The organism is Streptomyces sp. NBC_01431 (assembly GCF_036231355.1).
GTDB lineage: Bacteria > Actinomycetota > Actinomycetes > Streptomycetales > Streptomycetaceae > Streptomyces.
Genome location: NZ_CP109496.1, coordinates 2930837 through 2955746, shown reverse-complemented (window position 1 = coordinate 2955746; position 24910 = coordinate 2930837). Strand labels below are relative to the sequence as shown.

General features: G+C 71.8%; 23 protein-coding genes. 15 read left to right on the top strand and 8 right to left on the bottom strand.

Features of this window, described 5'->3' with window-relative positions; translation table 11 throughout:
* Positions 1-87: 87 nt before the first annotated feature.
* Entirely contained in the window at positions 88-693 is a 606-nt protein-coding gene (locus tag OG522_RS13400) for a MarC family protein (protein ID WP_329463200.1), read from the top strand.
* Positions 694-808: 115 nt separating this feature from the next.
* Here OG522_RS13400 and OG522_RS13395 read toward each other — a convergent pair whose 3' ends face one another.
* Positions 809-961: a hypothetical protein gene (locus OG522_RS13395; protein ID WP_329463199.1), complete on the bottom strand. Its 153-nt coding sequence runs from the start codon at positions 959-961 to the stop codon at positions 809-811.
* A gap of 276 nt (positions 962-1237) precedes the next feature.
* Here OG522_RS13395 and OG522_RS13390 point away from each other — a divergent pair, with 276 nt between their 5' ends.
* Positions 1238-2167, top strand: a complete 930-nt coding sequence (locus OG522_RS13390) for an NYN domain-containing protein (protein WP_329463198.1) — start codon at positions 1238-1240, stop codon at positions 2165-2167.
* 8 nt (positions 2168-2175) lie between these two features.
* On the opposite strand, the gene OG522_RS13385 is transcribed toward OG522_RS13390, so the two are convergent.
* Both OG522_RS13385 and OG522_RS13380 read right to left on the bottom strand, forming a co-directional pair.
* Positions 2176-3060, bottom strand: coding sequence for an alpha/beta fold hydrolase (locus tag OG522_RS13385; protein WP_329463197.1), 885 nt, complete (start codon positions 3058-3060; stop codon positions 2176-2178).
* A 209-nt stretch (positions 3061-3269) separates the two neighbouring features.
* Positions 3270-5744, bottom strand: coding sequence for a DEAD/DEAH box helicase (locus OG522_RS13380; protein WP_443074694.1), 2475 nt, complete (start codon positions 5742-5744; stop codon positions 3270-3272).
* Between the two features lie 255 nt (positions 5745-5999).
* Here OG522_RS13380 and OG522_RS13375 point away from each other — a divergent pair, with 255 nt between their 5' ends.
* Entirely contained in the window at positions 6000-6761 is a 762-nt protein-coding gene (locus OG522_RS13375; protein WP_329463196.1) for a ferritin-like fold-containing protein, read from the top strand.
* Positions 6762-6780: 19 nt separating this feature from the next.
* Here OG522_RS13375 and OG522_RS13370 read toward each other — a convergent pair whose 3' ends face one another.
* The 4 genes from OG522_RS13370 to OG522_RS13355 form a co-directional block, all read right to left on the bottom strand.
* Positions 6781-7044: a hypothetical protein gene (locus tag OG522_RS13370; RefSeq protein ID WP_329463195.1), complete on the bottom strand. Its 264-nt coding sequence runs from the start codon at positions 7042-7044 to the stop codon at positions 6781-6783.
* A 296-nt stretch (positions 7045-7340) separates the two neighbouring features.
* Positions 7341-7568, bottom strand: coding sequence for a DUF3107 domain-containing protein (locus tag OG522_RS13365; protein ID WP_329463194.1), 228 nt, complete (start codon positions 7566-7568; stop codon positions 7341-7343).
* A gap of 153 nt (positions 7569-7721) precedes the next feature.
* On the bottom strand, positions 7722-8363 hold the full coding sequence (locus OG522_RS13360; RefSeq protein WP_329463193.1) for a TetR/AcrR family transcriptional regulator: 642 nt from the start codon (positions 8361-8363) through the stop codon (positions 7722-7724).
* A gap of 144 nt (positions 8364-8507) precedes the next feature.
* Entirely contained in the window at positions 8508-8729 is a 222-nt protein-coding gene (locus tag OG522_RS13355; protein WP_329463192.1) for a hypothetical protein, read from the bottom strand.
* A 135-nt stretch (positions 8730-8864) separates the two neighbouring features.
* Here OG522_RS13355 and OG522_RS13350 point away from each other — a divergent pair, with 135 nt between their 5' ends.
* The 12 genes from OG522_RS13350 (at position 8865) to moeZ (ending at position 23006) form a co-directional block, all read left to right on the top strand.
* A complete protein-coding gene (locus OG522_RS13350) occupies positions 8865-9857 on the top strand; it encodes an alpha/beta fold hydrolase (RefSeq protein ID WP_329463191.1) in 993 nt (330 codons plus the stop codon).
* Between the two features lie 8 nt (positions 9858-9865).
* Positions 9866-11122, top strand: coding sequence for a DUF3152 domain-containing protein (locus OG522_RS13345; RefSeq protein WP_443074693.1), 1257 nt, complete (start codon positions 9866-9868; stop codon positions 11120-11122).
* 88 nt (positions 11123-11210) lie between these two features.
* Complete coding sequence (locus tag OG522_RS13340) at positions 11211-11306, top strand: Ms4533A family Cys-rich leader peptide (protein ID WP_329463189.1); 96 nt, start codon at positions 11211-11213, stop codon at positions 11304-11306.
* A gap of 178 nt (positions 11307-11484) precedes the next feature.
* Positions 11485-13209, top strand: a complete 1725-nt coding sequence (locus OG522_RS13335; protein WP_329463188.1) for an ABC transporter substrate-binding protein — start codon at positions 11485-11487, stop codon at positions 13207-13209.
* A 2-nt stretch (positions 13210-13211) separates the two neighbouring features.
* Complete coding sequence (locus tag OG522_RS13330; RefSeq protein ID WP_329463187.1) at positions 13212-14204, top strand: ABC transporter permease; 993 nt, start codon at positions 13212-13214, stop codon at positions 14202-14204.
* The gene (locus OG522_RS13325; protein ID WP_329463186.1) at positions 14201-15199 is read left to right on the top strand and encodes an ABC transporter permease; all 999 of its coding nucleotides are present in this window, start codon (positions 14201-14203) and stop codon (positions 15197-15199) included. The genes OG522_RS13330 and OG522_RS13325 overlap by 4 nt, the downstream gene beginning before the upstream one ends.
* The gene (locus OG522_RS13320; protein ID WP_329463185.1) at positions 15196-16848 is read left to right on the top strand and encodes an ABC transporter ATP-binding protein; all 1653 of its coding nucleotides are present in this window, start codon (positions 15196-15198) and stop codon (positions 16846-16848) included. Before OG522_RS13325 ends, OG522_RS13320 begins: the two co-directional genes overlap by 4 nt.
* Before the next feature lie 191 nt (positions 16849-17039).
* Positions 17040-18752 (top strand): DUF3492 domain-containing protein, encoded by a 1713-nt coding sequence (locus OG522_RS13315; protein ID WP_329463184.1) that lies wholly within the window; start codon positions 17040-17042, stop codon positions 18750-18752.
* Complete coding sequence (locus OG522_RS13310; protein WP_329463183.1) at positions 18749-19891, top strand: hypothetical protein; 1143 nt, start codon at positions 18749-18751, stop codon at positions 19889-19891. Before OG522_RS13315 ends, OG522_RS13310 begins: the two co-directional genes overlap by 4 nt.
* A 143-nt stretch (positions 19892-20034) precedes the next feature.
* Positions 20035-21000 carry an NAD-dependent epimerase/dehydratase family protein gene (locus OG522_RS13305; RefSeq protein WP_329463182.1) on the top strand — a complete coding sequence of 322 codons (966 nt, stop codon included), beginning with the start codon at positions 20035-20037 and terminating at the stop codon, positions 20998-21000.
* Complete coding sequence (locus tag OG522_RS13300) at positions 20988-21764, top strand: spherulation-specific family 4 protein (RefSeq protein ID WP_329463181.1); 777 nt, start codon at positions 20988-20990, stop codon at positions 21762-21764. Before OG522_RS13305 ends, OG522_RS13300 begins: the two co-directional genes overlap by 13 nt.
* Before the next feature lie 63 nt (positions 21765-21827).
* The gene (gene moeZ, locus OG522_RS13295; RefSeq protein WP_329463180.1) at positions 21828-23006 is read left to right on the top strand and encodes an adenylyltransferase/sulfurtransferase MoeZ; all 1179 of its coding nucleotides are present in this window, start codon (positions 21828-21830) and stop codon (positions 23004-23006) included.
* A gap of 122 nt (positions 23007-23128) precedes the next feature.
* Here moeZ and OG522_RS13290 read toward each other — a convergent pair whose 3' ends face one another.
* The gene (locus tag OG522_RS13290; RefSeq protein WP_329463179.1) at positions 23129-24715 is read right to left on the bottom strand and encodes an alpha/beta hydrolase; all 1587 of its coding nucleotides are present in this window, start codon (positions 24713-24715) and stop codon (positions 23129-23131) included.
* Between the last annotated feature and the right edge of the window lie 195 nt (positions 24716-24910).

The following is a 24910-nucleotide window of genomic DNA, read 5'->3' as shown; positions in this document are numbered from 1 at the left end:
GCTCCGGCTCCTTGGATGCCCGAGCGGCAGTCCTTTCGGCCCCCGGGCCCTTTTCTGTACGTACACCCTCATCCCGCAAGGCTCACCGTGTTCGACGCTGCCGTTTTCGGCTCCCTCTTCCTCACTCTGTTCGTGATCATGGATCCCCCCGGGATCACGCCGATCTTCCTCGCGCTGACCGCCGGCCGGGCCGCGAAGGTCCAGCGCAGGATGGCCTGGCAGGCCGCGGCCGTCGCGCTCGGGGTGATCACGCTCTTCGGCCTCGTCGGCCACCAGATCCTCAGCTACCTGCACATCGACGTCCCCGCGCTGATGATCGCGGGTGGTCTGCTGCTGCTTCTGATCGCGCTCGACCTGCTCACGGGCAAGACCGACGAGCCCAAGCAGACCAAGGACGTCAACGTCGCGCTGGTACCGCTCGGCATGCCGCTGCTCGCCGGGCCCGGCGCCATCGTCCAGGTGATCCTGGCCGTGCAGAACCACGATTCGGTGGCCGGGCAGGTCGCGGTCTGGTCCGCGATCATCGCGATCCACGTCGTCCTCTACGTGACCATGCGGTACTCGCTGCTGATCATCCGCGTCATCAAGGACGGCGGCGTCGTCCTGGTGACCCGGCTCGCGGGCATGATGCTCTCGGCCCTCGCGGTGCAGCAGATCATCAACGGCATCACCCAGGTGATCCACGGCGGTTGAGGCCCACCGCCCCACAGTGCGCGAAGCGCCCCCGTACACATGCTGTACGGGGGCGCTCGTCACATACGGCACCCGCGAGCGCGGACCGCGCTCGCGGGGCACTGCTTCTCACGCGTTACGAGGCCGCGGATTCGGCCGGGCGGATGTAGATGCGCTGACCCATTGCGGCGGCCTGCTGCACAATCCGGTTGACGGAGGCGGCGTCCACGACGGTGCTGTCAACGGCGGTACCGTCGACGTCGTCCAGGCGCATGATTTCGAAGCGCAAGGCTTCTCCCTTCGTCTGATCCTCCTGCTAGGAGAACTACTGGTGCGGGGGGCTGCGGTCACAGCCTGCTCCCGCGAGGCGTCAGGGCGGTTGCCCGCCCGTTAAGAGTGGATTGCGTGGCTCCTGTGCAACGCGTTCCGTATGGGTACAACGGGTTGCCCCCAGCAAACATTCCCTACGCTAAGGAAATTTTTTGATTCGCTAACTACTAAGGCGTAGGGCGAGCACAGGCGCCCGGTTGTGCCCCGTCCGCCGCGGCGCCGACAATGGAGGCGTATGGACGATTCCCAGGAACCCCAGCCAGCCCAGGCGCCCCGCGGTAGCGCCGCCCAGCTGGAGCGCAAGCTGGACCGCACCAACGAGTTGCTCCAGCGCATGCTGGCCGAGGTCGCCAAGACGCCTTCCACGCACGCGATCTTCGTGGACGCCGGCTACGTCTACGCCGCGGCCGGTCTCCTCGTCACCGGCACCGAGGACCGGCGCTCCTTCGACCTCGACGCCGAAGGGCTGATCGAGGCCTTCATCGACAAGGCGCGCACGATCTTCGCGGACAGCCGGCTGCTCCGGGTGTACTGGTACGACGGCGCCCGCCGCCGCATCCACACCATCGAGCAGCAGTCCATCGCCGAGCTGCCCGACGTCAAGGTCCGGCTCGGCAACCTCAACGCCAACAACCAGCAGAAGGGCGTCGACTCCCTGATCCGCTCCGACCTGGAGTCACTGGCCAGGCACCGCGCCATCAGCGACGCCGCGCTGGTCGGCGGAGACGAGGACCTCGTCTCCGCCGTCGAGGCCGCACAGGGCTACGGCGCCCGCGTCCACCTCTGGGGCATCGAAGCCGCCGAAGGCCGCAACCAGGCCGAACCGCTGCTCTGGGAGGTCGACAGCCAGCGCACCTTCGACCTCGACTTCTGCAAGCCGTACGTCACCCGGCGGCCGGTCACGATGTACGAACAGGACGGCCCGGCGCCCAGCCGCGAGGACGTGCGCTTCGTGGGCGCCCGCATCGCCGCCACCTGGCTCTCCGAGCGCGGCCGCGCCGCCCTCGCCGACCTGCTGCCCGGCCACCCCTATCTGCCGGGCTCGGTCGACCAGGAACTCCTCAACGAGGCGGAACGGCTGCTCCAGCGCTCCCTGCGCGGCCACGCCGACCTGCGCCGGGCGCTGCGCGACGGCTTCTGGCAGCACCTTCAGTCGCAGTACTAGGCCGCGGCCTAGACGGTCCGCGACGCGGCGCGGCGCGTGGTCGCCTCCTGCCAGAACTCGGCCAGGGCGGCGGTCAGTTCCTCGGGGTGGGAGACGTTGGGGGAGTGGTCGGCGCCCCGGATCACGGTGTGCCGGGCGTCGATGCTGCGTGCCATGTGCGCCAACTCGCCGGTGGTCCACACCGATTCGCCGTCCCCGTACGCGACGTGAAGAGGCAGCGGCAGCCTGGCGAGGCCCTCGGTGCGGTCCGGCTCGACCCTCAACTGCCGCCCGGTGGCGATGAGTTGGGCGGGCTGGGTGGCGTACCAGCGCCGGGTGAGGAAGGTGACGATCTCGGGCGGGTCGGCGACGTACGCCGGGTCCCTGCCGTCCAGCCACTGCGTGGCCGCCCACACCCAGGACGGCGGCAGCACCGGCAGTGCCGCCTGGAGCATCCGGATCTTGGTGCGCTGGTCGGGGCCGACCCGGCCCGGCCCGGACGCGAGGAGCGTGAGCGAGAGGAACGCGGAGGGATCCAGGCGCGCCGCGGACCGCGCCACGAACCCGCCGAAGGAGTGTCCGACGAGATGGACGGGCCCGCCACCGAGCGCCGCGACCTGCGCGAGCACATCGGCGCCCAGCGTGCGCGGCGTGTACCCCGTCGTACGCCGCGGCCCCGGGCTCTCGAACTGCCCCCGCCCGTCGACTGCCACGGCCCGGTATCCGGCGTCGCCCAGCGGTCCGAGCAGCCCGAGGAAGTCCTCCTTGCTGCCGGTGTACCCGGGCACCAGCAACACGGTCCCGCGCGAGCGCCCTTCGGGCACCGCGTCGAGCACGGCGAACTCCTGCCGATCGGTGCGGAGTCGGTACGCCCGCGTACGGGGCGGAAGTTCGAGGGAACGGGGCTTGCTCATAACCAGAGGGTAACTTCGCCCGTCGGCCGTGTACCGGGGAAAGACCGCTCAGATGCGGCTTCCAGCCGCTCCGGCACCTTGAGGAGCGGGGTTCGGGGCGCGCCCCCCCCGCGGCGCCGGCCGCACAACGTCACAGCGGGAAAGGCGCGGGGACATGCAAACGGCCCGGCACCCCCCGCAGGGGGAACCGGGCCGCAGCGGGGTGCGGGTTACGCCTCGGGCGCGGCCGCCGCCTTCTTCGCACGGGTGCGACGCGGCTTCACCACAGCCTCGGCCTCAACGGCCTCGACCACGGCTTCCGCAGCCTTCTTGCGCGTTCGACGCGGCTTCACCACAGCCTCCGCGACCTCGGCGACCGCCTCCGGGGCGACCTCCGCGGTCTTCTTGGCGCGGGTGCGACGCGGCGCGACCGGCGCCTCGGCGACCTCGGCCGCGACCTCGGCGACCTTCTTGGCGCGGGTGCGGCGCGGCTTGACGGGCGCCTCGGTCTCGACGGCCTCAACGGCCTCGACCACGGCTTCCGCCGCCTTCTTGCGCGTACGACGCGGCTTCACCGGAGCTTCCTCGGCCACCGCCTCGGCGACCTCGACGACCGGCGCCTCGGCGACCTTCTTGGCGCGGGTGCGGCGCGGCTTGACCGGTGCCTCCGGCTCGACGGCCTCGACCGTCGCCACGGCCGCAACCGTCTCGACGACAGCCGCTGCCTTCTTGGCGCGGGTGCGACGCGGCTTCGCCGGCGCCTCCTCCACCGCGGCGTCGGCGACCGTGGCGATCGCGGCGGCGTTCGCGGCCTTGGCCGCCCTCGCCAGTTCCAGCGCGGCGGACTCCGGCGTCACGAAACCGACCTCGGCCGTCTCGGCCACCTTGCGCACCCGGCGACGGGGACGCTTGGGCTCGACCGGCTCGGCGACCGCCACAGCGACGGTCTCGGCGACCGGCGCGGGACGCCGGCGCGGCTTGGGCGCAACGGCTTCTGCGACCGGCGCGGCCTCGATCACGGGCGCGGCGGCGGCCTGCGGCGCGAGGGACGGCGCGGCCACCCGGGTACGACGGCGACGACGCGGCGTGCGCGGCTCGGTCACGGTCTCGGCGGTGTCCGCGACAGCGGGAGCCGCGACCGAAGCGACAGCGGCGGCGACCGGCGCGGCAGCGCTCTCGGCACCGTCGAGCTGCGACCCGCCCCGGGTGCGGCGCCGCTGACGCGGTGTGCGCGTACGGGCCGGACGCTCCTCGGTGACGACGGGAGCCGCGGCGGCGGACTTGCGCCCGCGCCCACCGGTCTCGCCGAGGTCCTCGACCTCTTCGGCCGCGAGACCCGCCCGGGTGCGCTCGGCGCGCGGCAGCACGCCCTTCGTGCCCACCGGGATCCTCAGCTCCTCGAACAGGTGCGGAGACGTCGAGTACGTCTCCGGCGGGTCCGGGAACTTCAGGTCGAGCGCCTTGTTGATCAGCTGCCAACGCGGGATGTCGTCCCAGTCGACGAGCGTGATCGCGATGCCCTTCTTGCCCGCGCGACCGGTGCGGCCGATGCGGTGGAGGTAGGTCTTCTCCTCCTCGGGCGACTGGTAGTTGATGACGTGCGTGACGCCCTCGACGTCGATGCCGCGCGCGGCGACGTCGGTGCAGACGAGCACGTCGACCTTGCCGTTGCGGAAGGCGCGCAGCGCCTGCTCGCGGGCGCCCTGGCCGAGGTCGCCGTGGACCGCGCCGGAGGCGAAGCCGCGCTTGGCGAGCTGCTCGGCGATGTCTGCGGCGGTCCGCTTCGTACGGCAGAAGATCATCGCGAGTCCGCGGCCCTCGGCCTGCAGTATGCGCGCGACCATCTCCGGCTTGTCCATGGAGTGGGCGCGGTAGACGAACTGCTCGGTGTTGGCGACCGTCGTGCCCTCGTCGTCCGGCGACGTGGCGCGGATGTGCGTGGGCTGCGACATGTAGCGGCGGGCAAGGCCGATGACGGCGCCCGGCATGGTCGCGGAGAACAGCATCGTCTGACGCTTGGGCGGCAGGTGCTGGATGATCTTCTCGACGTCCGGCAGGAAGCCGAGGTCGAGCATCTCGTCGGCCTCGTCGAGGACGAGCGCCTTGACGTTGGAGAGGTCGAGCTTGCGCTGACCGGCGAGGTCGAGCAGGCGGCCCGGGGTGCCGACGATCACGTCGACGCCCTTCTTCAGCGCCTCGACCTGGGGCTCGTACGCCCGGCCGCCGTAGATCGCCAGAACGCGGACGTTGCGGACCTTGCCGGCGGTGAGGAGGTCGTTGGTGACCTGCTGGCACAGCTCGCGCGTCGGGACGACGACGAGGGCCTGCGGGGCGTTGGTGAGCTGCTCGGGCTCGGCCCGGCCCGCCTCGACGTCGGCGGGGACGGTGACGCGCTCAAGGAGCGGAAGGCCGAAGCCGAGCGTCTTGCCGGTACCGGTCTTGGCCTGGCCGATGATGTCGGCGCCGGAGAGCGCGACGGGGAGCGTCAGCTCCTGGATGGGGAACGGGGACACGATGCCGACGGCTTCAAGGGCTTCGGCGGTCTCGGGGAGGATCCCGAGCTCTCGGAACGTAGTCAGGGTGCTGCCTCTTCTGTGAGACGCGGTACGGAGGCGAACGCGGCGGGTCGTACCGTGCCCATGTCGTCCGGCGGGATCAGACTCGATCGTGTTGCCGGGGGGCGTGGGACCACTGCCGTCGCTCAAGCGCTCGTGCCGCTGAGGGATCCCTCGTCGGTGACACGTACTGATACGTGCCCTGCGGAGGGCTGTCAGGTCGGAGCCGACCGGGGCAACCGACCGGGCATCCTCATTCATGCAGCCCGTCGAAATACTCAGCGGGCGCATTACCACTGTACCCCGGATTCGCGCATGTGTGTTGGGAGAATTCGCGGGACGGGGGCGACGGGTGTGACCGAGGCACCCCTTACAGCCTGCGCCGGGCGGGCTATTGTGCGGTTTATGGAGACGTCTGACAACGCCACTGCAGCCGAAGAATCCGCCCCGGAGCCCGAGCGCACCGGGATCGCCGCCCAGGACTGGGCGGTGGCGTCGGCGGTACCCCAGTACCGCGCCGCGGTCGTGGACCTCCTCGGCGCTCTCGCCTACGGCGAGCTCGCGGCCTTCGAGCGGCTCGCCGACGACGCGAAGCTGGCGCCGTCCCTGGAGGACAAGGCGGAGCTGGCGAAGATGGCTTCCGCGGAATTCCACCACTTCGAGCGGCTGCGGGACCGGCTCGCACAGATCGACGCCGAGCCGACGGCCGCGATGGAGCCGTTCGCGAAGGCCCTGGACGACTTCCACCACCAGACCGCCCCGTCGGACTGGCTGGAGGGCCTGGTCAAGGCGTACGTCGGCGACTCGATCGCGAGTGACTTCTACCGCGAGGTCGCCAGCCACCTCGACTCCGACACCCGGTCGCTGGTCCTGTCGGTCCTCGACGACACCGGGCACGGCAACTTCGCCGTGGAGAAGGTGCGGGCGGCGATCGAGGCGGACCCGCGCGTCGGCGGCCGGCTCGCGCTGTGGGCGCGACGTCTGATGGGCGAGGCCCTGTCGCAGGCCCAGCGGGTGGTCGCCGAGCGCGACGCGCTCTCGACCATGCTGGTCGGCGGGGTCGACGGGGTGGCCGTCGGCTTCGACCTGGCGGCGGTCGGCGAGATGTTCACCCGGATCACCAAGGCCCACACCCGGCGGATGGCGGCCCTGGGCCTGGCCGCTTAGCCGCGGCCAACAGCGCCGCCTACGCCGCGGACCGGCGCAGGCGGCGGGTCGGCCGCAGCAGTAGCGACAGCAGGACCGAGGCGACGAACGTGGCGCCGAGCACCGTCGTCACTCCGTGCCCCGGGCCGACGGCCGAGTGGGTCAGGAAGGCGCCGAAGAGCCCCGCGAGCGGGCCGGCGGACAGCACCATGCGGCGCTCGGGCAGCCGGTGGGGGAGCCGGGCCGCGGCGGCCCACGCGAGGGCGAGTCCCAGCAGTACGGAGCCGAGGGCTTCCAGGAGCATGTACGTCGCCTCCTACGGGGTGGCCAGGCCGTTGACCGGTCACCCCCGTCCTACCCGACGCTCGCGGAACGCAACCCTCCCCTCACCGGGAGGAAGCAACGCCAACGAGCCCGAGACCCGCTCCGCCCTTCCTTTTTGTGTGCGCATGATCACACCTGGTGAAATCCCCCCGGAGGGTGTCACCGTGACCCGGCGTCAGCGGGCGAGGGGACGCGCGGCGCCGAGCGGGCCCACGGATACGCAGAAGGGGTGCCACCAGTGATCACTGGTGGCACCCCTACTGTGCGTCCGGTGTACTACAGCGCGCCGAAGCCCACGCGGCGGACCGACGGTTCGCCGAGTTCGACGTACGCGATCTTGTCGGCCGGTACCAGGACCTTGCGGCCCTTGTCGTCCGTGAGGCTGAGCAGCTGCGCCTTGCCGGCGAGGGCGTCGGCTACCGCGCTCTCGACCTCTTCGGCGGACTGCCCGCTCTCCAGAACGATCTCCCGGGGTGCGTGCTGCACACCGATCTTGACCTCCACGGCTATGTCCCTCCGACCTCGTGCGGTGCGCGGTCAGCCGCGCCGTACGCTGCACACATTAGCCCGGAGAGGCGACCGGACATGGCCGGTCGCTGAACGCCAGGAGCGAACAGAATTCAGGAATGGGCCGCCCCGGCCCCTCCCCGCGAGCTCTCAGTGGCCCTCGCTGCCGTGCAGCGGGAAGCCCGCGATGCCGCGCCAGGCCAGCGAGGTGAGCAGCTGGACCGCCTTGTCGCGCGGGATGGTCGACTCGCTGGAGAGCCAGTAGCGGGCCACCACCTGGGAGACCCCGCCGAGCCCCACGGCGAGCAGCATCGACTCGTCCTTGGACAGGCCGGTGTCCTCGGCGATGACGTCCGAGATCGCTTCCGCGCACTGGAGGCTGACCCGGTCCACCCGCTCGCGCACGGCGGGCTCGTTGGTCAGGTCCGACTCGAATACCAGGCGGAACGCGCCGCCCTCGTCCTCGACGTACGCGAAGTAGGCGTCCATCGTCGCGGCGACGCGGAGCTTGTTGTCGGAGGTGGACGCGAGCGCGGTGCGGACCGCGTGCAGCAGTGACTCGCAGTGCTGGTCCAGGAGGGCCAGGTACAGCTCCAGTTTGCCGGGGAAGTGCTGGTAGAGCACCGGCTTGGAGACGCCTGCCCGTTCCGCGATGTCGTCCATCGCGGCCGCGTGGTAACCCTGTGCGACGAAGACCTCCTGGGCCGCGCCCAGGAGCTGATTGCGGCGGGCCCGGCGCGGCAGGCGCGTGCCTCGCGGGCGCGCCGCCTCGGTCTGCTCGATGGCTGTCACGCCGCCTCCCAAAGTTGTTTCGGTGCGCGATGTACGCGCGCCGCCATCGTACTTTTGGGTAACCCGGCTGTGCGCGGTGCGAACGCAGAATTTCACGGACCGGACGCGCAGGGCAGCTGGATATATCCAGAGAAACCGTACAAATCAGCGGTAGTCGTCCTCGTCCAGTGCCACCACGCGCGCCTGATCGACCGCATCGGCCTCGTTGGCGACGGCCGGGTCGAGGCGGGTCAGCGGGTCGTCGTGGTCCTGCCGTACGGCGGTGTGCTGTTCGGCGGCGTCCGCCTCGTTGCTCTCCTCGGACAGTTCCGCGGCGTCGTCCTCTTCTTCCTGGAAGGTTTCCGGATCGCTCGGGTCGACGGGCATGACGCTCCCTTTTTGGTCCACTCGGAGTGAGGTAGGGGCTACTTATGAGCCTAGGAGGTCCCCGGGGAAGACGCTATGCGGCCTGTGACGGCGAACACATGAACCACAGTGTGATCGTCTCGTAACATTGCCCGCATGTCCTCGACCGAGCTGCCGGAAACCCTCGCCACCGCTTCAGTGGCCCCACGGGTGGGCGCGGTCAGGGTCGCGGAGGGCGAGGAGCTGCGTTCCGTGAGCCTGCCCGGCCTGACGCTGAGCGTCCGCTCGCGCCCCGGCACCCGGCCCGGCCTCGAACCCGCGCTGTACGTCCACGGGCTCGGCGGGTCCTCGCAGAACTGGTCGGCGCTGATGAAGCTGCTCGCCGACCGGCTGGACGGCGAGGCGCTGGATCTGCCCGGCTTCGGGGACTCCCCGCCGCCGGACGACGGCAACTACTCGGTCACCGGGCACGCCCGCGCCGTGATCCGGCTGCTCGACTCGGCCGAGCGGGGCCCGGTCCACCTCATCGCCAACTCCCTCGGCGGCGCCGTCTCGACCCGGATAGCGGCCGTCCGCCCCGATCTGGTGCGCACCCTGACGCTCATCTCGCCCGCGCTGCCGGAGATCCGGGTGCAGCGCAACGCCTGGCCGACCGCGCTGGTCGCGGTGCCCGGCGTCGCCGCACTGTTCGCCCGGATGACGCGGGGCTGGAGCCCCGAGGACCGCACCCGCGGCGTGCTGGCGCTCTGTTACGGGGACCCCGGACGGGTGAGCCCCGAGGGCTTCGAGGCCGCCGTGGAGGAGATGCGGCGGCGCCTGGAACTGCCGTACTTCTGGGACGCGATGGCCCGCTCGGCCCGTGGCATCGTGGACGCCTACACACTGGGCGGCCAGCACGGTCTGTGGCGGCAGGCGGAGCGGGTGCTCGCGCCGACGCTGCTCGTGTACGGCGGCCGCGACCAGTTGGTCTCGTACCGGATGGCCCGCCGGGCGGCGGCCGCCTTCCGGGACGCGCGACTGCTGACCCTGCCCGACGCCGGGCACGTGGCCATGATGGAGTACCCCGAGACGGTCGCCCAGGCCGTGCGGGAGCTGCTCGACGAGAGCGGTGACGGACACCGCGACGACGACCGAGAAAACAGGAGCTGATCCGGGGCGTGGGACGACACAGCCGACCCAAGGGCTCCACCGGGCCAGCACCCATGACCGAGGCGCCCCCCGCACCGCGGTCCGAGCAGAGCCCCGAGGGCGGCGGCCGGCGCAGACGGCAGGCCCCCGGCGACGACTCCAACGCCCAGCACCAGGGCGGCACTCCCGCGTTCGGCACCCCGCAGGTGCGCGGCGGGCACCCCCAGCACCACGAGGGCGGGGGTGGCTGGGGCGGCCCCGCGCACCACGAGGCCCCGGCCCACGGGCCCGGCCCGGTGCGGCAGAGTCCGCGCGTCGCGGTGCCCCGCATACCGGGGCCGCGCCGCGAGTACACCGAGGCCTTCGACGACCCGAAGGTCACGGACACCGGGGCGCGGCGCGCGGTCACCGAGACGGCGCCCCGCACCCCCGCAGAGGAAGACCCGGCGGCGGCCGAACCCGCCACCAAGGGCGGCAAGGGCTCCAAGGGACGGACGTTCACCGGGATAGCGGCCGCGGCGGTCACCACCGTGCTCGCGGTCGTCGTCGCCGGGCAGGTCGCGTCCGGCGGTCAGGACCACGATGTCGCGGGCAAGTCCGCGGTCGGCAGCGACCGTGACGCGCAGGGCGACGCGGCCTCCCGGGGCAACGGGCGGGCCACCCCGTCGGTCGAGCCGGCGGCCGCCACGTACGAGCAGAAGATGGCCCAGCAGTTCCCGCTCGACGCCAAGCTCACCGCCTCGGGCAACTTCGAGGCCGTGCCCGGGTTCGAGGCGGCGCCCGGCAAGGGGCGCAAGTACCGCTACCGGGTGGACATCGAGCAGGGGCTCGGCCTGGACGGCGGTCTGTTCGCCGAGGCCGTGCAGAAGACCCTCAACGACGACCGGAGCTGGGCGCATTCCGGCGCGATGACCTTCGAGCGGATCTCGTCCGGCAAGCCCGACTTCGTGATCACACTGGCGAGCCCCGGGACCACCGGCACATGGTGCGCCAAGTCCGGGCTCGACACCAACGAGGACAACGTCTCCTGCGACTCGGCCGCCACCGACCGCGTGATGATCAACGCCTACCGCTGGGCGCAGGGCTCGGTCACCTTCGGCGCCCAGGCGATGCACGCCTACCGCCAGATGCTCATCAACCACGAGGTGGGCCACCGGCTCGGACACAACCATGTGAGCTGCCGCACGCCCGGCACGCTCGCCCCCGTGATGCAGCAGCAGACCAAGTCCCTGGACATCGACGGGATCAAGTGCCTGCCCAACGCGTGGGTGTATCCCCAGGGTTGAGCCGACGGGAGACCGGCCTGTTCACGATGTGGGACGGCCGTCTCATTCCCGATTGACAGTGTTCAGCGGTTCGGTCATATTTCTCGGCATGTCGCACCGCCACGCCGCCTCCGAACGCGCCGCCATCGAGCTGGCGCTCATCGGCGTGACCGGACACAGCGTGGCCGACATCCTCTGTCGCTGACGCCTGTCCGAGCGCGTTCGACCTTCCCTTTTCCCTCTGCGCCGGGCATTTCCGTGTCTCCACACGGTTTCCGCACGCGGGCGCAGCCATCCCCCTCTTTCCTTTTGGTGCTGTGTGCGTGGCGCGGGTGCCCGCGCTTCCCGCCCTGCCCGAGCAGTCACCGAGAGGTTTCCTTCCGATGCGTCACACGTCCATTTCGTCGGGGTACGCCGCAAGAGCGGCAGCGATAGCCGTGGTTCTCGCCGTGGGCGCCGTCGCCTGCGGCCCCGAGGGCGGCGACGCCAAGAGCGCCGGCGCGTCCGGCACGCCGCGCAAGGGCGGCACGCTCAGCGTCCTCAACAACGAGGCGCAGACCGACTTCGATCCCGCACGGCTCTACACCTCCGGCGGCGGAAACGTCCCCTCGCTCGTCTTCCGCACCCTGACCACCCGCAACCGTGAGAACGGCGCCGAGGGCACCAAGGTCGTCCCCGACCTCGCCACCGACACCGGGAAGCCCAACGCGGACGCCACCGTGTGGACGTACACGCTCAAGGACGGGCTGAAGTACGAGGACGGCAGCCCGATCACCACCGCCGACATCAAGTACGGCATCGAGCGCTCCTTCGCGGCCGAACTCTCCGGCGGCGCACCGTACTTGAGGGACTGGCTGGTCGGCGGGGCGAAGTACGAAGGCCCGTACAAGGACGGCGGCAAGGGGCTCGACTCGATCGGGACGCCCGATGCGAAGACCATCGTGTTCCACCTGAACAAGCCCGAGGGCGAGTTCCCCTTCCTCGCCACCCAGACGCAGTTCGCGCCCGTCCCCAAGGCCAAGGACGACGGCACCAAGTACGAGGAGCACCCCGTCTCCTCGGGCCCGTACAAGGTCGTCAAGAACGAGAACGACGGCGAACACCTGGTCCTGGAGCGCAACCCCAACTGGTCCGCGGCGAGCGACACCGAGCGCAAGGCCTACCCCGACCACATCGATGTTCGCTCCGGGCTCGACCAGGCCGTCATCAACCAGCGGCTCTCCGCGTCCCAGGGCCCGGACGCGGCCGCCGTCACCACCGACACCAACCTGGGCCCGGCCGAACTCGCCAAGGTCACCGGCGACAAGCAGCTCGCCGCTCGGGTCGGCACCGGGCACTTCGGCTACACCAACTACATCGCGTTCAACCCGAACGTGAAGCCGTTCGACAACCCCAAGGTCCGCCAGGCCATCGCGTACGCCGTCGACCGCACCTCGGTCGTCAACGCGGTCGGCGGCTCCTCGCTCGCCGAGCCCGCGACCACGTTCCTGCCCAACCAGAAGGCCTTCGGGTACACCCCGTACGACCCCTTCCCGGCGGGCGCGTCCGGCAACGCCGACAAGGCCAGGGAGCTCCTCAAGGAGGCGGGCTACGCCGACGGTCTGACCGTCACGCTCACCCACTCCAACGCCAAGGGCGGCCCCAAGGGGCCCGAGGTCGCCACCGCCCTCCAGGACGCGCTGAAGAAGGCGGGCATCACCGTCAAGCTCCAGGGGCTCGAAGGCAACGACTACAACGACACCGTCGCCAGCGCGAAGAAGGAGCCCGGCTTCTTCCTGCGCGGCTGGGGCGCCGACTGGCCCTCCGGCGGCCCGTTCCTCGCGCCGGTCTTCGACGGCCGCCAGATCGTCCAGGACGGCGCCAACTTCAACACCGGCTTCCTGAATGACGCCTCCGTCAACAGCGAGATCGACGAGATCAACAAGCTGACCGACCTGACGGCGGCCGCCCCGCGCTGGGGCGCGCTCGACAAGAAGATCGGCGAGCAGGCCGTGGTCGTGCCGCTGTTCCACCCGGTCTACAAGCGGCTCGTCGGCAAGGACGTCAAGAACGTCGTCATCAGCGACTGGACCGGCGTGCTCGACGTCTCGCAGGTAGCGGTCAAGTAGCCATGTCCGAAGCCCTGTTGACCGTCGGGGCGGGCGCCGCCGCGCCCGCCCCGGGCGGTCGTCTCTTCTGGCGCCGGCTGCGCGCCCAGCGCGCGGTCACCGCCGCGGCGGCCGTCTTCGCCCTGCTCGTCCTGGTCGCGCTCGCCGCGCCCCTGCTCACCGCCCTTGAGGGCCAGGACCCCAACGCCTTCCACCCCACGCTCGTCGACTCCGCCAGCGGCGGCGTCCCGATCGGCTCGTTCGGCGGGATTAGCGGCGAGCACTGGCTCGGCGTCGAACCGCAGACCGGCCGCGACCTGTTCGCCCGGATCGTGTACGGCGCCCGGGTCTCGCTCGGGGTCGCGTTCGCCGCCACGCTCCTCCAGGTCGCGCTCGGCGTCGGCCTCGGGCTGTTCGCCGCGCTCGGCGGCCGCTGGGCCGACCAGATCGTCAGCCGCGTCACCGACGTGGCGGCCGCCCTGCCCATGCTCGTCATCACCCTCGGCCTGCTCGCGGTGGCCCCCGCCTCCGTGCCCCGGCCGGTGTTGATCACCCTGATCATCGCGGGGCTCGGCTGGTTCGGCACCTCGAAGATCGTGCGGGCGGGCGCCCTCGCGCTCAAGACCCTCGACCACGTCTCGGCGGCGCGGCTCAGCGGCTGGGGCGCCTGGGCGATCGCCCGCCGCGAACTGCTGCCCGCGCTCGCCGCACCCGTCATCACGTACGCGGTCCTGCTCGTCCCCTCCAACGTGGTGGCCGAGGCGGCGCTGTCCTTCCTCGGCGTCGGCATCAAACCGCCGACCCCGTCCTGGGGGCAGATGCTCACCGACGCCAACACCTGGTACCAGGCGGCGCCGACCTATCTGCTGCTTCCGGCCGGGCTGCTGTTCATCACCGTCCTCTCGCTGACCGTGATCGGTGAGGGCGTGCGCACGGCGCTGGACCCGAGGGCGGCGTCAAGGCTGCGCGTGGGCACCCGCGGGCAGGACAAGTCCCTTAAGGAGAAGGCAAGTTGACCGGCCTCCCAGGCTTTGTGCTGCGGCGGATCGCCGGCGCCGCCCTCGTGCTCCTCGCCCTCTCCGTCATCGTCTATCTCGTCTTCTACGTGGCCCCCGGCAACGTCGCCCAGATCGTCTGCGGCGAACGCTGCTCCCCGCAGCAAGTCGCCCTGGTCCACGACAGGCTGGGCCTCGGCGACCCGCTGTACGTCCAGTACGGCCACTTCATCCAGGGGATCTTCGCGGGCCGCGACTTCTCGTCCGGCACCGCCACCGTGCACTGCTCCGCGCCGTGCCTGGGCCAGTCCTACCGCACCGACGAGCAGGTCACCGACCTCATCCTCGGCAAACTCCCGGTCACCGGATCGCTGGTCGTCGGCGCGTTCGCGCTGTGGCTCCTGATCGGCGTCGGCACCGGGGTGCTCTCGGCGTGGAAGCGCGGCGGGGTGATCGAGCGGCTGCTGACCTGGCTGACCCTGGCCGGCACGTCCACCCCGGTGTTCGTCATCGGGCTGCTGCTGATCATCGTGCTGTGCTCCACCCTGCAATGGCTGCCCTTCCCGCAGTACGTGCCGTTCACGGACAGCCCCCAGCAGTGGTTCTGGGGACTGCTGCTTCCCTGGTTCTCCCTCGCGCTGATCGAATCGGCCAAGTATGCGCGGCTCACCCGCAGTTCGATGCTGGAGACGCTCGCCGAAGACCACGTGCGCACCTTCCGGGCGTACGGACTGACCGAGCGGGCCATCGTGGGGCGCCATGCGCTGCGCGGTGCGGTCGCCCCCGTGATCGCGCTCAGCGCGCTCGACGCGGGCACCATGTTCGGCAGCGCGGTGCTCACCGAGACGCTCTTCGGCATCCCCGGCATCGGCCAGCAACTCGTGCAGTCGGTGCGCACGGTCGACCTGCCGGTGGTGGTCGGCATCGTCTTGACCACCGGATTCTTCGTAGTGCTTGCCAATGCGGTCGCGGACGTGCTGTACGCGATGGCGGACCGACGGGTGGTGCTGTCATGACTCCGGTTCCTCAGGTTCCTCCGGTACCTCTGGTGGAGGTCGCCGACCTCGGGATCTCCTTCGGCGGGGTACGGGCCGTCGACGGCCTCTCCTTCACGCTCCGGCCCGGCGCGGCCCTCGGCGTCGTCGGGGAGTCCGGCTCCGGCAAGAGCGCGTCCGCGTACGCGCTGCTCGGACTGCACCGGGGGACGGGGGCGCGGGTCACCGGCTCGGTGCGGGTGGCCGGGGTCGATGTGGCGGCCGCCTCCGATGCCGAACTCCGTTCACTACGGGGCGGGTTGGCCGCGATGGTCTTCCAGGATCCGCTGTCCTCGCTCGACCCCTACTACACGATCGGCGACCAGATCGCCGAGGTGTACCGGGTGCACAAGGGCGGCTCCCGCCGGGCGGCCCGCGCCCGCGCGGTCTCCGTCCTGGATCGGGTCGGCATCCCGGACGCCGCCCGCAAGTCGCGCTCCCGCCCGCACGAGTTCAGCGGCGGCATGCGGCAGCGGGCGCTGATCGCGATGGCGCTGGCGTGTGAGCCGCGACTGCTGATCGCGGACGAGCCGACGACGGCGCTCGACGTGACCGTCCAGGCGCAGATCCTGGACCTGCTGCACGACCTGCGCCGCGAGACGGGCCTGGGCCTGCTCCTGGTCACCCATGACGTGGGGGTGGCGGCGGAGAGCGTGGACGAGGTGCTGGTGATGCGTCACGGGAGGGCGGTGGAGCGTGGGCCGGTGGGCGAGGTGCTGACCTCTCCGAGCGAGGGGTACACGAGGGCCCTGCTGGCCGCGGTCCCCAGGGTTTCCGGGCTTTCCGCCACTCAGGCCGCGCCCGAACGGCGCCCGTCCGGGGCGGGGGAGGCCGCCGCGGGCGATGTCGTGCTCGAAGCCGTCGGGCTTCGCAGGACCTTCGGGCGCGGCCGGACCGCGTTCACCGCGGTGGAGGGCGTATCCCTCCAGGTCCGCCGCGGGGAAACCCTCGGGATCGTGGGGGAGAGCGGGAGCGGGAAGACCACTCTGGGCCGCATGCTCGTGGGGCTGCTGGAGCCCAGCGACGGTCACGTCACCCGTACCGGCTCCGTGCAGATGGTCTTCCAGGATCCCGTCGCCTCGCTCAACCCCCGCCGCTCGGTCGGCGAGTCGGTCGCCGACCCGCTGCGGGCCGCCGGCGAGCGCGACGAAGCGGCGATCCGGTCCAGGGTCGGGGAACTGCTGACGCGTGTCGGGCTCGATCCGGACCGGTACGACAGCTACCCGCACGAGTTCAGCGGCGGGCAGCGTCAGCGCGTCGGGATCGCCCGCGCCCTGGCCGCCGAGCCGCAGCTGATCGTGTGCGACGAACCCGTATCCGCGCTCGACGTGACGACGCAGGCCCAAGTCATCTCCCTGCTGGCCGAGTTGCAGCGCGAACTCGGCCTCGCGCTGGTCTTCGTCGCGCACGACCTCGCGGTGGTGCGCCAGGTCAGCGACCGGGTCGCCGTCATGCGGCAGGGGCGGATCGTGGAAGAGGGCGAGGTGGCCGCCGTGTACGGGGCGCCCCGGGACCCTTACACCCGGCGACTGCTCGCGGCGGTGCCCTCGCTGGATCCGGCACTGGCATCGGCGCGCCGCACGGCCCGCCGCGAACTGCGCGAGGCGCCCCAGGAGGAGGCCGCAGCATAGCTGTGTGTGACCGAATCGCCCCGTAGCGCGACGGAACGCCACCAGGTGGCGAAAGTTACGCGCATTCACCCCTTCCGGTGGCGCGATGGACAACCGTCCGTCGCGCCACCGGCATATCCGCATACGTTCTTCCCGCTGCGAGTCGCCGTTGCCAACGGCGGCCGTCCACAAGGGAGATCGGGGGTGCGCACATGCGGATCGGACTGCTCACGGACGGTGGTTTTCCGTACCCGACCGGCGAGTCGAGGCTGTGGTGCGACCGGCTCGTACGCGGGCTCGCGCGGCACGAGTTCGACATATACGCGCTGAGCCGCAGCGCCGACCAGGAGGCGCGGGGCCTGGCAGCCCTGCCGCCCCAGGTGCGCCAAGTGCGCACCGCCCCGCTCTGGACCACTGCCGACGCCCGGCACGCCGAACGCCGTTACGGACGTCGCGAGCGGCGCGTGTTCGCCGCGTACTTCGCACGGCTCGCCAGCGCCATCTGCACCGGGAGCCCCACCGCGCCCGGCCCCAACGGCTTCACCGAGGGGCTCTACGGACTGGCCGCCCTCGCCCGCGACCACGGCGCGCTCGGCGGCGAGCTGCGATCCGAGACGGCCGTCCGCATCCTGGAAGCGGCGTGCCGCGCCCCCGGCGCGAACCGCGCCGTGCAGGCCGCCCGGGTGCCCGACCACCTCGCCTTCGCGAGCCTCCTGGAACGCGGCCTGCGCCCGCTCTCACTCGACTGGTACGGCGACGACGCACTCGGCGCGGTCGACCTCAGCCACGCCGCGTCCGGCGGCTGCGCCGCCCTGCCCGGCCTGCTGGCCAAACGCTTCTTCGGGGTCCCGCTCCTGGTCACCGAGTACGGCGTCCAGGTGCGCGCCCAGTATCTCGCCAACGCTCAACTCGCCGTCCCGGTAAGGGCGTTGAACGCCGCCTTCCAGCGCCGCCTGGCCGCCGAGGTGTACGCGCAGGCCGCCCTCATCACCCCCGGCAACACCCACGCCCGACGCTGGCAGGAGCGCTGCGGCGCCGATCGCGCCAAGCTGCGCACGGTCTACCCCGGCATGCCCGCCGACCGGTTCCACGCCGTGGGGGAGGGCGCCTACGGCGGCGATCCGAACACCCTGGTGTGGGTGGGGCGGATCGAACCCGCCAAGGACCTCATCGCGCTCCTGCACGCCTTCGCCGAGGTCCGCAAGGCCGAACCCGAGGCGCGGCTGCGGCTGATCGCGGCGCCCGCACGGAGCCCCGAGGCCGTCACCTACCTCGCCCACTGCCGCGCGCTGGCCGCTCAGCTCTTCCCCGACGAGGCCGCCGACGCCCATACGGTCGGCGACAACCCCGTGTCGTTCGAGGAGATCGGCGGCCCCGAGGCCCCCGAACTCGCCGACGCGTACGCCGCCGGAAGCGTTGTCGTCCTGTCCAGCGTCGTAGAGGGCTTCCCCGTCAGCCTGGTCGAGGCCATGTTCTGCGGCCGGGCCACCGTCTCCACCGACACCGGCGCCGTCGTCGAAGTCATCGGCGGTACCGGCCTGGTGGTGCCGCCGCGCAACCCGCGCGCCCTCGCCGACGCCTGCGTTGCGCTGCTGCGCGACCCCGAACGCCGCTCGCGCCTGGGCGCCGCCGCCCGCGCCCGCGCGCTCGAACTGTTCACCGTCGAGCAGAACCTCGCGGCATTTCGCGGCATCTACCTGGAACTGATGTCGCACAACCCGGTCCACCGGGAGAGCGCGCACGACTCCGACGACCTCCAGCCCTTCGCGCACCCCGCCGAGGCTCATGTGCCGGGCCGCTGGGCGGCCCCGACCGCGGCCCGGCTGCCCGCCGCGCCCGCCGGTGCCGCTCCGAGCTGGGCGGGCGGCCCGCTCGCGGTCCTGCTCGAAGAACGCACCGGATCGGCTCAGGAGGCGGGCTCATGACCGACATCCCCTCCGCCCCGCCCTCCGGAACCGCCTGGGACGTCCGCTCGCAGGGCGCACTGTCCTCCGCGCGCGCCGCCGCGAGCCGGGCCACTCCCCGGCGCGGCCCCGCCGATCCCGTCAGGGCGCTGATGCACCGCCACCGCGAACTGTGCGAGCGGGCCGTCGACCCGCTGGAGATCGCGGCCGGCCTCGAAGCCCACGGCGTCACCGACCGCACCGCCGCCCGCTTCCGGCACCGGGACGTCTTCTCACTCGCCGAAGAGCTGTACGCCCGGGTCCCGCGGGACAGCGAAACTCCTTACCCCACAAGGGAGTTGACCCGGCCGCCCGTCGGATGGGCGCTCATCGCACTGCTGCCCGGCGCCGTCTGTGCCGTCGCCGTCACGGGCGTGCGGCTCACCGGCGGCCAGATCCGCCCGGCGGCGGCCCTCCTCGCCACGGTCGCCGTCGTCGCGGCCCTGGCCATCGCCCTGCGGCGCGGACCCCTGCGCGCCGGACCGCGCACCGGCCCCGCCGTGCGGCTCTGCACCGCCTGGCTCGTGGCGTACGCGATCTGCGGTGACGGGCTGCTCGGCGAGGCCGTCCGGGGCGGTCCCGACGGGGCCTGGGCACTCGACCCCGCGGCGGCCACCGGCCTCGCGTTCGCCGTCGCCCCCGCCGTCTGGTGCGCCCAGCTCTTCTCGGTGCGGGCCCGCAAGAAGCTCGCCTCCAGCCGGGGGCTCGCCGAGTTCGCCGGACGCTCGCGACCGCTCCTGATGGTGAGCGCCGTGCTGTTCCTCTGCGGGCTGGCAGCCTGCCTGGGGGTTACCCAACTCGCTTATGGAACCGGGACGTTGGTGCCTGCCGCCGCGCTCGGGGTGCTGCTGTGGACGGCTCGTCTGCTCGCCGTGCATGGCTTCGCGCGAGCCGCCGAGAAGGTGCTGGCCGCGGCCTGCTGCACCGAACTGTTCGCGCTCGCCTCCGTGTTCGCGGCCCGGGTCCCCGGCTGCCGGTTCCTCGGCCGCCCCGTGACGGCGGCCGTCGAGACCTGGGGCGCCGGGGTCCTGCCGACCGCCGCGTGCGCCGCGGCCGCCCTCGCCCTGCTCGTCCGTGCCACCGCGGTCCTGGCCCGCGCCTCGGCCCACTCCGACCAGTGAGGCGCCCGACGACCGAGCGCCCACCCCACAAAAGCGCCGACCTCGCCCGGTCACCTCACGAGCAGGCGAGAAGGCATTGAAGGAGAACGACACATGACCGCCCTGCCACCGGCCACCCGCCGCCCGCACCGAAGGGCCGCGCGATGAGGGTGCTACTGCTCGGTGCCAATGGATACCTCGGCCGGTTCGTCGCCGACCGCCTGCTCGCCGACCCCGCCGTGCAGCTCACCGCCCTCGGGCGCGGCGACGACGCCGACGTGCGCTTCGACCTCGCCACCGGCAGCCCGGGAGCCCTCACCCGCTTCCTGGACGCCGTGCACCCCGGGGTCGTCGTCAACTGCGCCGGAGCCACCCGCGGCGGCGCCCGGGACCTGACCCGGCACAACACCGTCGCCGTGGCCACCGTCTGCGAGGCCCTGCGGCGCAGCGGCTGCGGCGCCCGCCTGGTGCAGATCGGCTGCGCCTCGGAGTACGGGCCCTCGCAGCCCGGCTCCTCGACCGCCGAGGACGCGGTGCCGCGCCCCGGGGGACCGTACGGCGTCTCCAAGCTCGCCGCGACCGAGCTCGTCCTTGGTTCCGGACTCGACGCCATCGTGCTGCGCGTCTTCTCGCCCGTCGGCCCCGGCACCCCCGCCGGGTCGCCGCTCGGCCGCCTCGCCGAGGCGATGCGGCGCGCCATGCAGTCCGGCGACGGCGAGCTCAAGCTCGGTGGACTGGGCGTGCAGCGGGACTTCGTGGACGTACGCGATGTGGCGCGGGCCGTCCACGCCGCCTCGCTCTCCGCCGCGCAGGGCGTGGTCAACATTGGCACCGGACGCTCGGTGAAGCTCCGGGACGCGGCCGCCGTCCTGTCCAGGGTCGCGGGCTACGCGGGCGCCCTCCACGAACTGGACGGCCCGCCCCCCATGCGGCCCGGCCTCATCGGATCCCCACGCTCCGGTGAGGCCGCACTGGAACACCTGGCCGCGCCCGCCCCGTACCCGGACGGCTGCGGAAGCTGGCAGCAGGCCGACGTACGCACCGCGCGGGACCGGCTTGGCTGGCGGCCCCGGATCAATCTGGAGGAATCGCTGGCGGACATCTGGATGGAGGCGGCATGCCGAATCTGACCCGGCTCGCGGGACAGCGGGCGGCGACCGGCGCCGACCGGCTCGGCCTCGGTGTCCCCGGCTACGCCCACCCGCTGGTCGCCCCGGTCGAATGGGCCGAACTGACCCGCCCCGGAACGCCGTTGCACTGGGCCGTGCTCAACGTGTCCGGCGGCACTCCGGGCGGCCCCGGCAGCCGGCCCGACCCGCACTGCCTCGAAGCGGTCGGCAAACTCCGCAACGCGGGGATCCGGGTCCTCGGCCACCTCGACACGGTGTACGGCACCCGCTGTCTCGGCGAGCAGCTCACCGAAGCGCAGCGCTACCACGACTGGTACCGGGTCGACGGTTTCCTGCTCGACCGCTGTCCCACGGACCGAGACGAGCTGCCCGCGATGCGGAGGTCGGCCGAAGCGCTGCGGACCCTGCGCGACGGCTCCCACCTGGTCTTCGGGCACGGCACGCATCCCCACCCCGGCTACGCGGAGGCCGCCGACCAGCTCGTCACCTTCAGCGGTCCGTGGACCGACTACCGCTGGTCACAGGTGGCGGAATGGACCGCAGACCATCCACCCGAGCGATTCTGCCACCTGGTCCACGGTGTGCCGAGAGCGCGCCTGGAGGAAGCCCTGCGGATCGCCCGCTGGCAGGGCGCGGGCACCGTCTACTTCACGGACCGCACCGACCGCGCGCGCCGCGAAAGCGGACAAATCAATCCGTTCGAGGCGCTGCCCGGCTACTGGGACGAAATTGTCTCGCGGATCGGACCAGGTATCTCGGAATGAGGCGGCGCGTGGCAGTGTTACGGAGAGAACAACCGTACTGACTTACCGACCAACGGAGTTTCCGTGTCGCTGCCACCCCTGGTCGAGCCAGCAGCTGAGCTCACCGTAGACGAGGTCCGCAGGTATTCGCGCCACCTGATCATCCCCGACGTCGGGATGGACGGGCAGAAGCGGCTGAAGAACGCGAAGGTGCTCGCCGTGGGCGCCGGCGGGCTCGGCTCCCCGGCCCTGATGTACCTGGCCGCCGCCGGTGTCGGCACGCTCGGCATCGTGGAGTTCGACGAGGTCGACGAGTCGAACCTCCAGCGCCAGATCATCCACAGCCAGGCCGACATCGGCCGTTCGAAGGCGGAGTCCGCGCGTGACTCCGTGCTCGGCATCAACCCGTACGTGAACGTGGTCCTGCACGAAGAGCGGCTCGAAGCCGAGAACGTGATGGACATCTTCAGCCAGTACGACCTGATCGTGGACGGCACGGACAACTTCGCGACGCGCTACCTCGTCAACGACGCGTGCGTGCTCCTGAACAAGCCGTACGTCTGGGGTTCGATCTACCGCTTCGACGGCCAGGCCTCGGTCTTCTGGTCCGAGCACGGCCCCTGCTACCGCTGCCTCTACCCGGAGCCCCCGCCGCCGGGCATGGTCCCGAGCTGCGCCGAGGGCGGCGTGCTCGGCGTGCTCTGCGCGTCGATCGGCTCGATCCAGGTGACCGAGGCGATCAAGGTCCTCACGGGCGTCGGCGAACCGCTGGTCGGCCGCCTGATGATCTACGACGCCCTGGAGATGCAGTACCGCCAGGTCAAGGTCCGCAAGGACCCCGACTGCGCGGTCTGCGGCCCGAACGCGACCGTCACCGAACTCATCGACTACGAGGCCTTCTGTGGCGTCGTGTCCGAGGAGGCCCAGGAGGCGGCGCTCGGAGCCACGATCACTCCCAAGCAGCTCAAGGAGTGGATCGACGCCGACGAGAAGATCGAGATCATCGACGTCCGCGAGCCGAACGAGTACGAGATCGTCTCGATCCCGGGCGCCAGGCTGATCCCGAAGAACGAGTTCCTGATGGGCACGGCCCTTGAGTCGCTGCCCCAGGACAAGCGCATCGTCCTGCACTGCAAGACGGGCGTCCGCTCGGCGGAGGTCCTCGCGGTCCTCAAGGCCGCGGGCTTCGCGGACGCGGTGCACGTGGGCGGCGGCGTGATCGGCTGGGTCAACCAGATCGAGCCGGAGAAGCCGATCTACTGAGGCGCGGTCTGCGGCTGGGCACCGTCGGTGGCCGGTCGCGCCGCGGTGGCAGCCCAGCGCCCCGCAGGACAAGGGGGGCCGGCCCGCACTTCGCGTGCGGGCCGGCCCCCTTCGCCGTGCCGCTACTGGCAGACCGTGCCCGCGGCCGGGACCTTGCCGTCCAGGAGATACGCGTTCACCGCGCCCTGCACGCACTTGTTGCCGCTGTTGTACGCGCCGTGGCCCTGGCCCTTGTACGTGAGCTCCACGCCGACCCCCGGGCCCAGCTTGTCCACCATGTTCCTGGCGCCCGCGTACGGGGTCGCCGGGTCGCCGGTGTTGCCGATGACCACGATGGGAGCGGCGCCGGGCGCGCTGACGTCGGGGGTTTCCCACTGTCCGGCCACCGGCCACTCGGTACAGCCCATGAGCCCCCACCCCATGAAGCTGCCGAAGACGGCCGAGGCGCGCTGGAACTCGGGGAGCTTGGCCTTCGTTTGGTCCAGTGAGTAACGCTCCTTGAAATCAGCACAGTTGACGGCGGCGTTGGCCGCCTGGATGTTGCTGTACGTGCCGTCCTTGCCGCGCCCGTTCATGGCGTCCGACAGCGCCAGGAGCAGGGCGCCGTTCCCGCCCTCCGCCTCATCGACGCCCTGTTCGAGCAGCTGCCAGTACTCCTTGGAGTAGAGGGCCTGGGCGATGCCGTTGGTGGCCTGCGTCTGGGTGAGCTGGCGGCCGCTGTTGCCGGCCGGGATGGGATTCTTGTCGAGATCGGCGAGCAGCTTGACGATGACGTCCTCGACCTCCTTGACGTTGGCGCCGCGCAGCAGGCACTTGTCACCGCGGTTGACGCAGTCCTGCGCGAAGTTGTCGAGGGCGAGCTGGAAGCCCTTGGCCTGGCCGAGCGCGCCCTGCTCGGCGTTGCTGGTGGGGTCGACCACGGCGTCGAAGACGGCCCGTCCGACGTGCTTCGGGAACAGGTGGGCGTAGACGCCGCCGAGCTCGGTCCCGTACGAAATCCCCATGTAGTACAGCTTCTTGTCGCCGAGCACCTGCCGCAGCAGGTCCATGTCGCGGGCGGCGTCGGTGGTGCCGACGTGGGGGAGCACCTTGCCGGAGTTGTCCTGGCAGGCGGTGGCGAACGACTTGAGGCCCTCGACGTACGACTTCTCCTCGGTCGCGTCGTCGGGGGTGGCGTCCTGGGCGAAGTAGGTGTCGAGCTGGGAGTCGTTCTCGCAGCGCACGGGGGCGCTGGCGCCGACCCCGCGCGGGTCGAAGCTGACCAGGTCGTAGCGGGCCCGCAGGGCCTCGTAGTCGCCCGCGGCGGCGGGCAGGGTGCTCACGCCCGAGCCGCCGGGGCCGCCGAAGTTGAAGACGAGCGAGCCGATGCGGTTGTTCTTGTCACGGGCCTCGGCGCGGATCAGGGCGAGGTCGACGGTGCCGGCGTGCGGGTCGTTGTAGTCGAGCGGCGCCTTCATCGTGGCGCACTTCCACTGGGCGCCCCCGGGCAGCGGAGAGGGGGCGGAGCCGCTGCCCTGCGCCGGGGTGGGCGCGGAGCACGCCTTCCAGCTCAGCTTCTGCGTGGCGAGCTCGGCCTGGTCGGCGGTGCCGGAGCCGACCCCGTTGGCGTCCTTGCCCCCGCCGGAACAGCCGACGGCGGCGAGCAGTACGGCGGCAGCGCTGAACGCGGCGGCCAGGGTCCGCTTCCGCGGGGCAGGGTGGTGTTCCATCCCCCCATCCTGGGGCGGGGACGCGGGGGGTGCGCGTGGTGAGGGGCGATGGGGGGAGTTTTCCCGCCCATCCGCCCGTTCGGCACCACCTGTGGGGGCATCCCCTCACCCCGCTGGAGCGCCGGGTGCGGGCCGCCGAGGGCGCATGTCGTTGCGGCCCCGCGCCCCGGGCTGGGTGCGGTTCGGCCCCGGCCC

Coding starts and splice junctions, on each gene's coding strand:
- OG522_RS13390 (WP_329463198.1), top strand. CDS start 1,238: ATGGACGATTCCCAGGAACCCCAGCCAGCCCAGGCGCCCCGCGGTAGC.
- OG522_RS13385 (WP_329463197.1), bottom strand. CDS start 3,060: ATGAGCAAGCCCCGTTCCCTCGAACTTCCGCCCCGTACGCGGGCGTAC.
- OG522_RS13375 (WP_329463196.1), top strand. CDS start 6,000: ATGGAGACGTCTGACAACGCCACTGCAGCCGAAGAATCCGCCCCGGAG.
- OG522_RS13370 (WP_329463195.1), bottom strand. CDS start 7,044: ATGCTCCTGGAAGCCCTCGGCTCCGTACTGCTGGGACTCGCCCTCGCG.
- OG522_RS13355 (WP_329463192.1), bottom strand. CDS start 8,729: ATGCCCGTCGACCCGAGCGATCCGGAAACCTTCCAGGAAGAAGAGGAC.
- OG522_RS13350 (WP_329463191.1), top strand. CDS start 8,865: ATGTCCTCGACCGAGCTGCCGGAAACCCTCGCCACCGCTTCAGTGGCC.
- OG522_RS13340 (WP_329463189.1), top strand. CDS start 11,211: ATGTCGCACCGCCACGCCGCCTCCGAACGCGCCGCCATCGAGCTGGCG.
- OG522_RS13335 (WP_329463188.1), top strand. CDS start 11,485: ATGCGTCACACGTCCATTTCGTCGGGGTACGCCGCAAGAGCGGCAGCG.
- OG522_RS13330 (WP_329463187.1), top strand. CDS start 13,212: ATGTCCGAAGCCCTGTTGACCGTCGGGGCGGGCGCCGCCGCGCCCGCC.
- OG522_RS13320 (WP_329463185.1), top strand. CDS start 15,196: ATGACTCCGGTTCCTCAGGTTCCTCCGGTACCTCTGGTGGAGGTCGCC.
- OG522_RS13315 (WP_329463184.1), top strand. CDS start 17,040: ATGCGGATCGGACTGCTCACGGACGGTGGTTTTCCGTACCCGACCGGC.
- OG522_RS13310 (WP_329463183.1), top strand. CDS start 18,749: ATGACCGACATCCCCTCCGCCCCGCCCTCCGGAACCGCCTGGGACGTC.
- OG522_RS13305 (WP_329463182.1), top strand. CDS start 20,035: ATGAGGGTGCTACTGCTCGGTGCCAATGGATACCTCGGCCGGTTCGTC.
- OG522_RS13300 (WP_329463181.1), top strand. CDS start 20,988: ATGCCGAATCTGACCCGGCTCGCGGGACAGCGGGCGGCGACCGGCGCC.
- OG522_RS13290 (WP_329463179.1), bottom strand. CDS start 24,715: ATGGAACACCACCCTGCCCCGCGGAAGCGGACCCTGGCCGCCGCGTTC.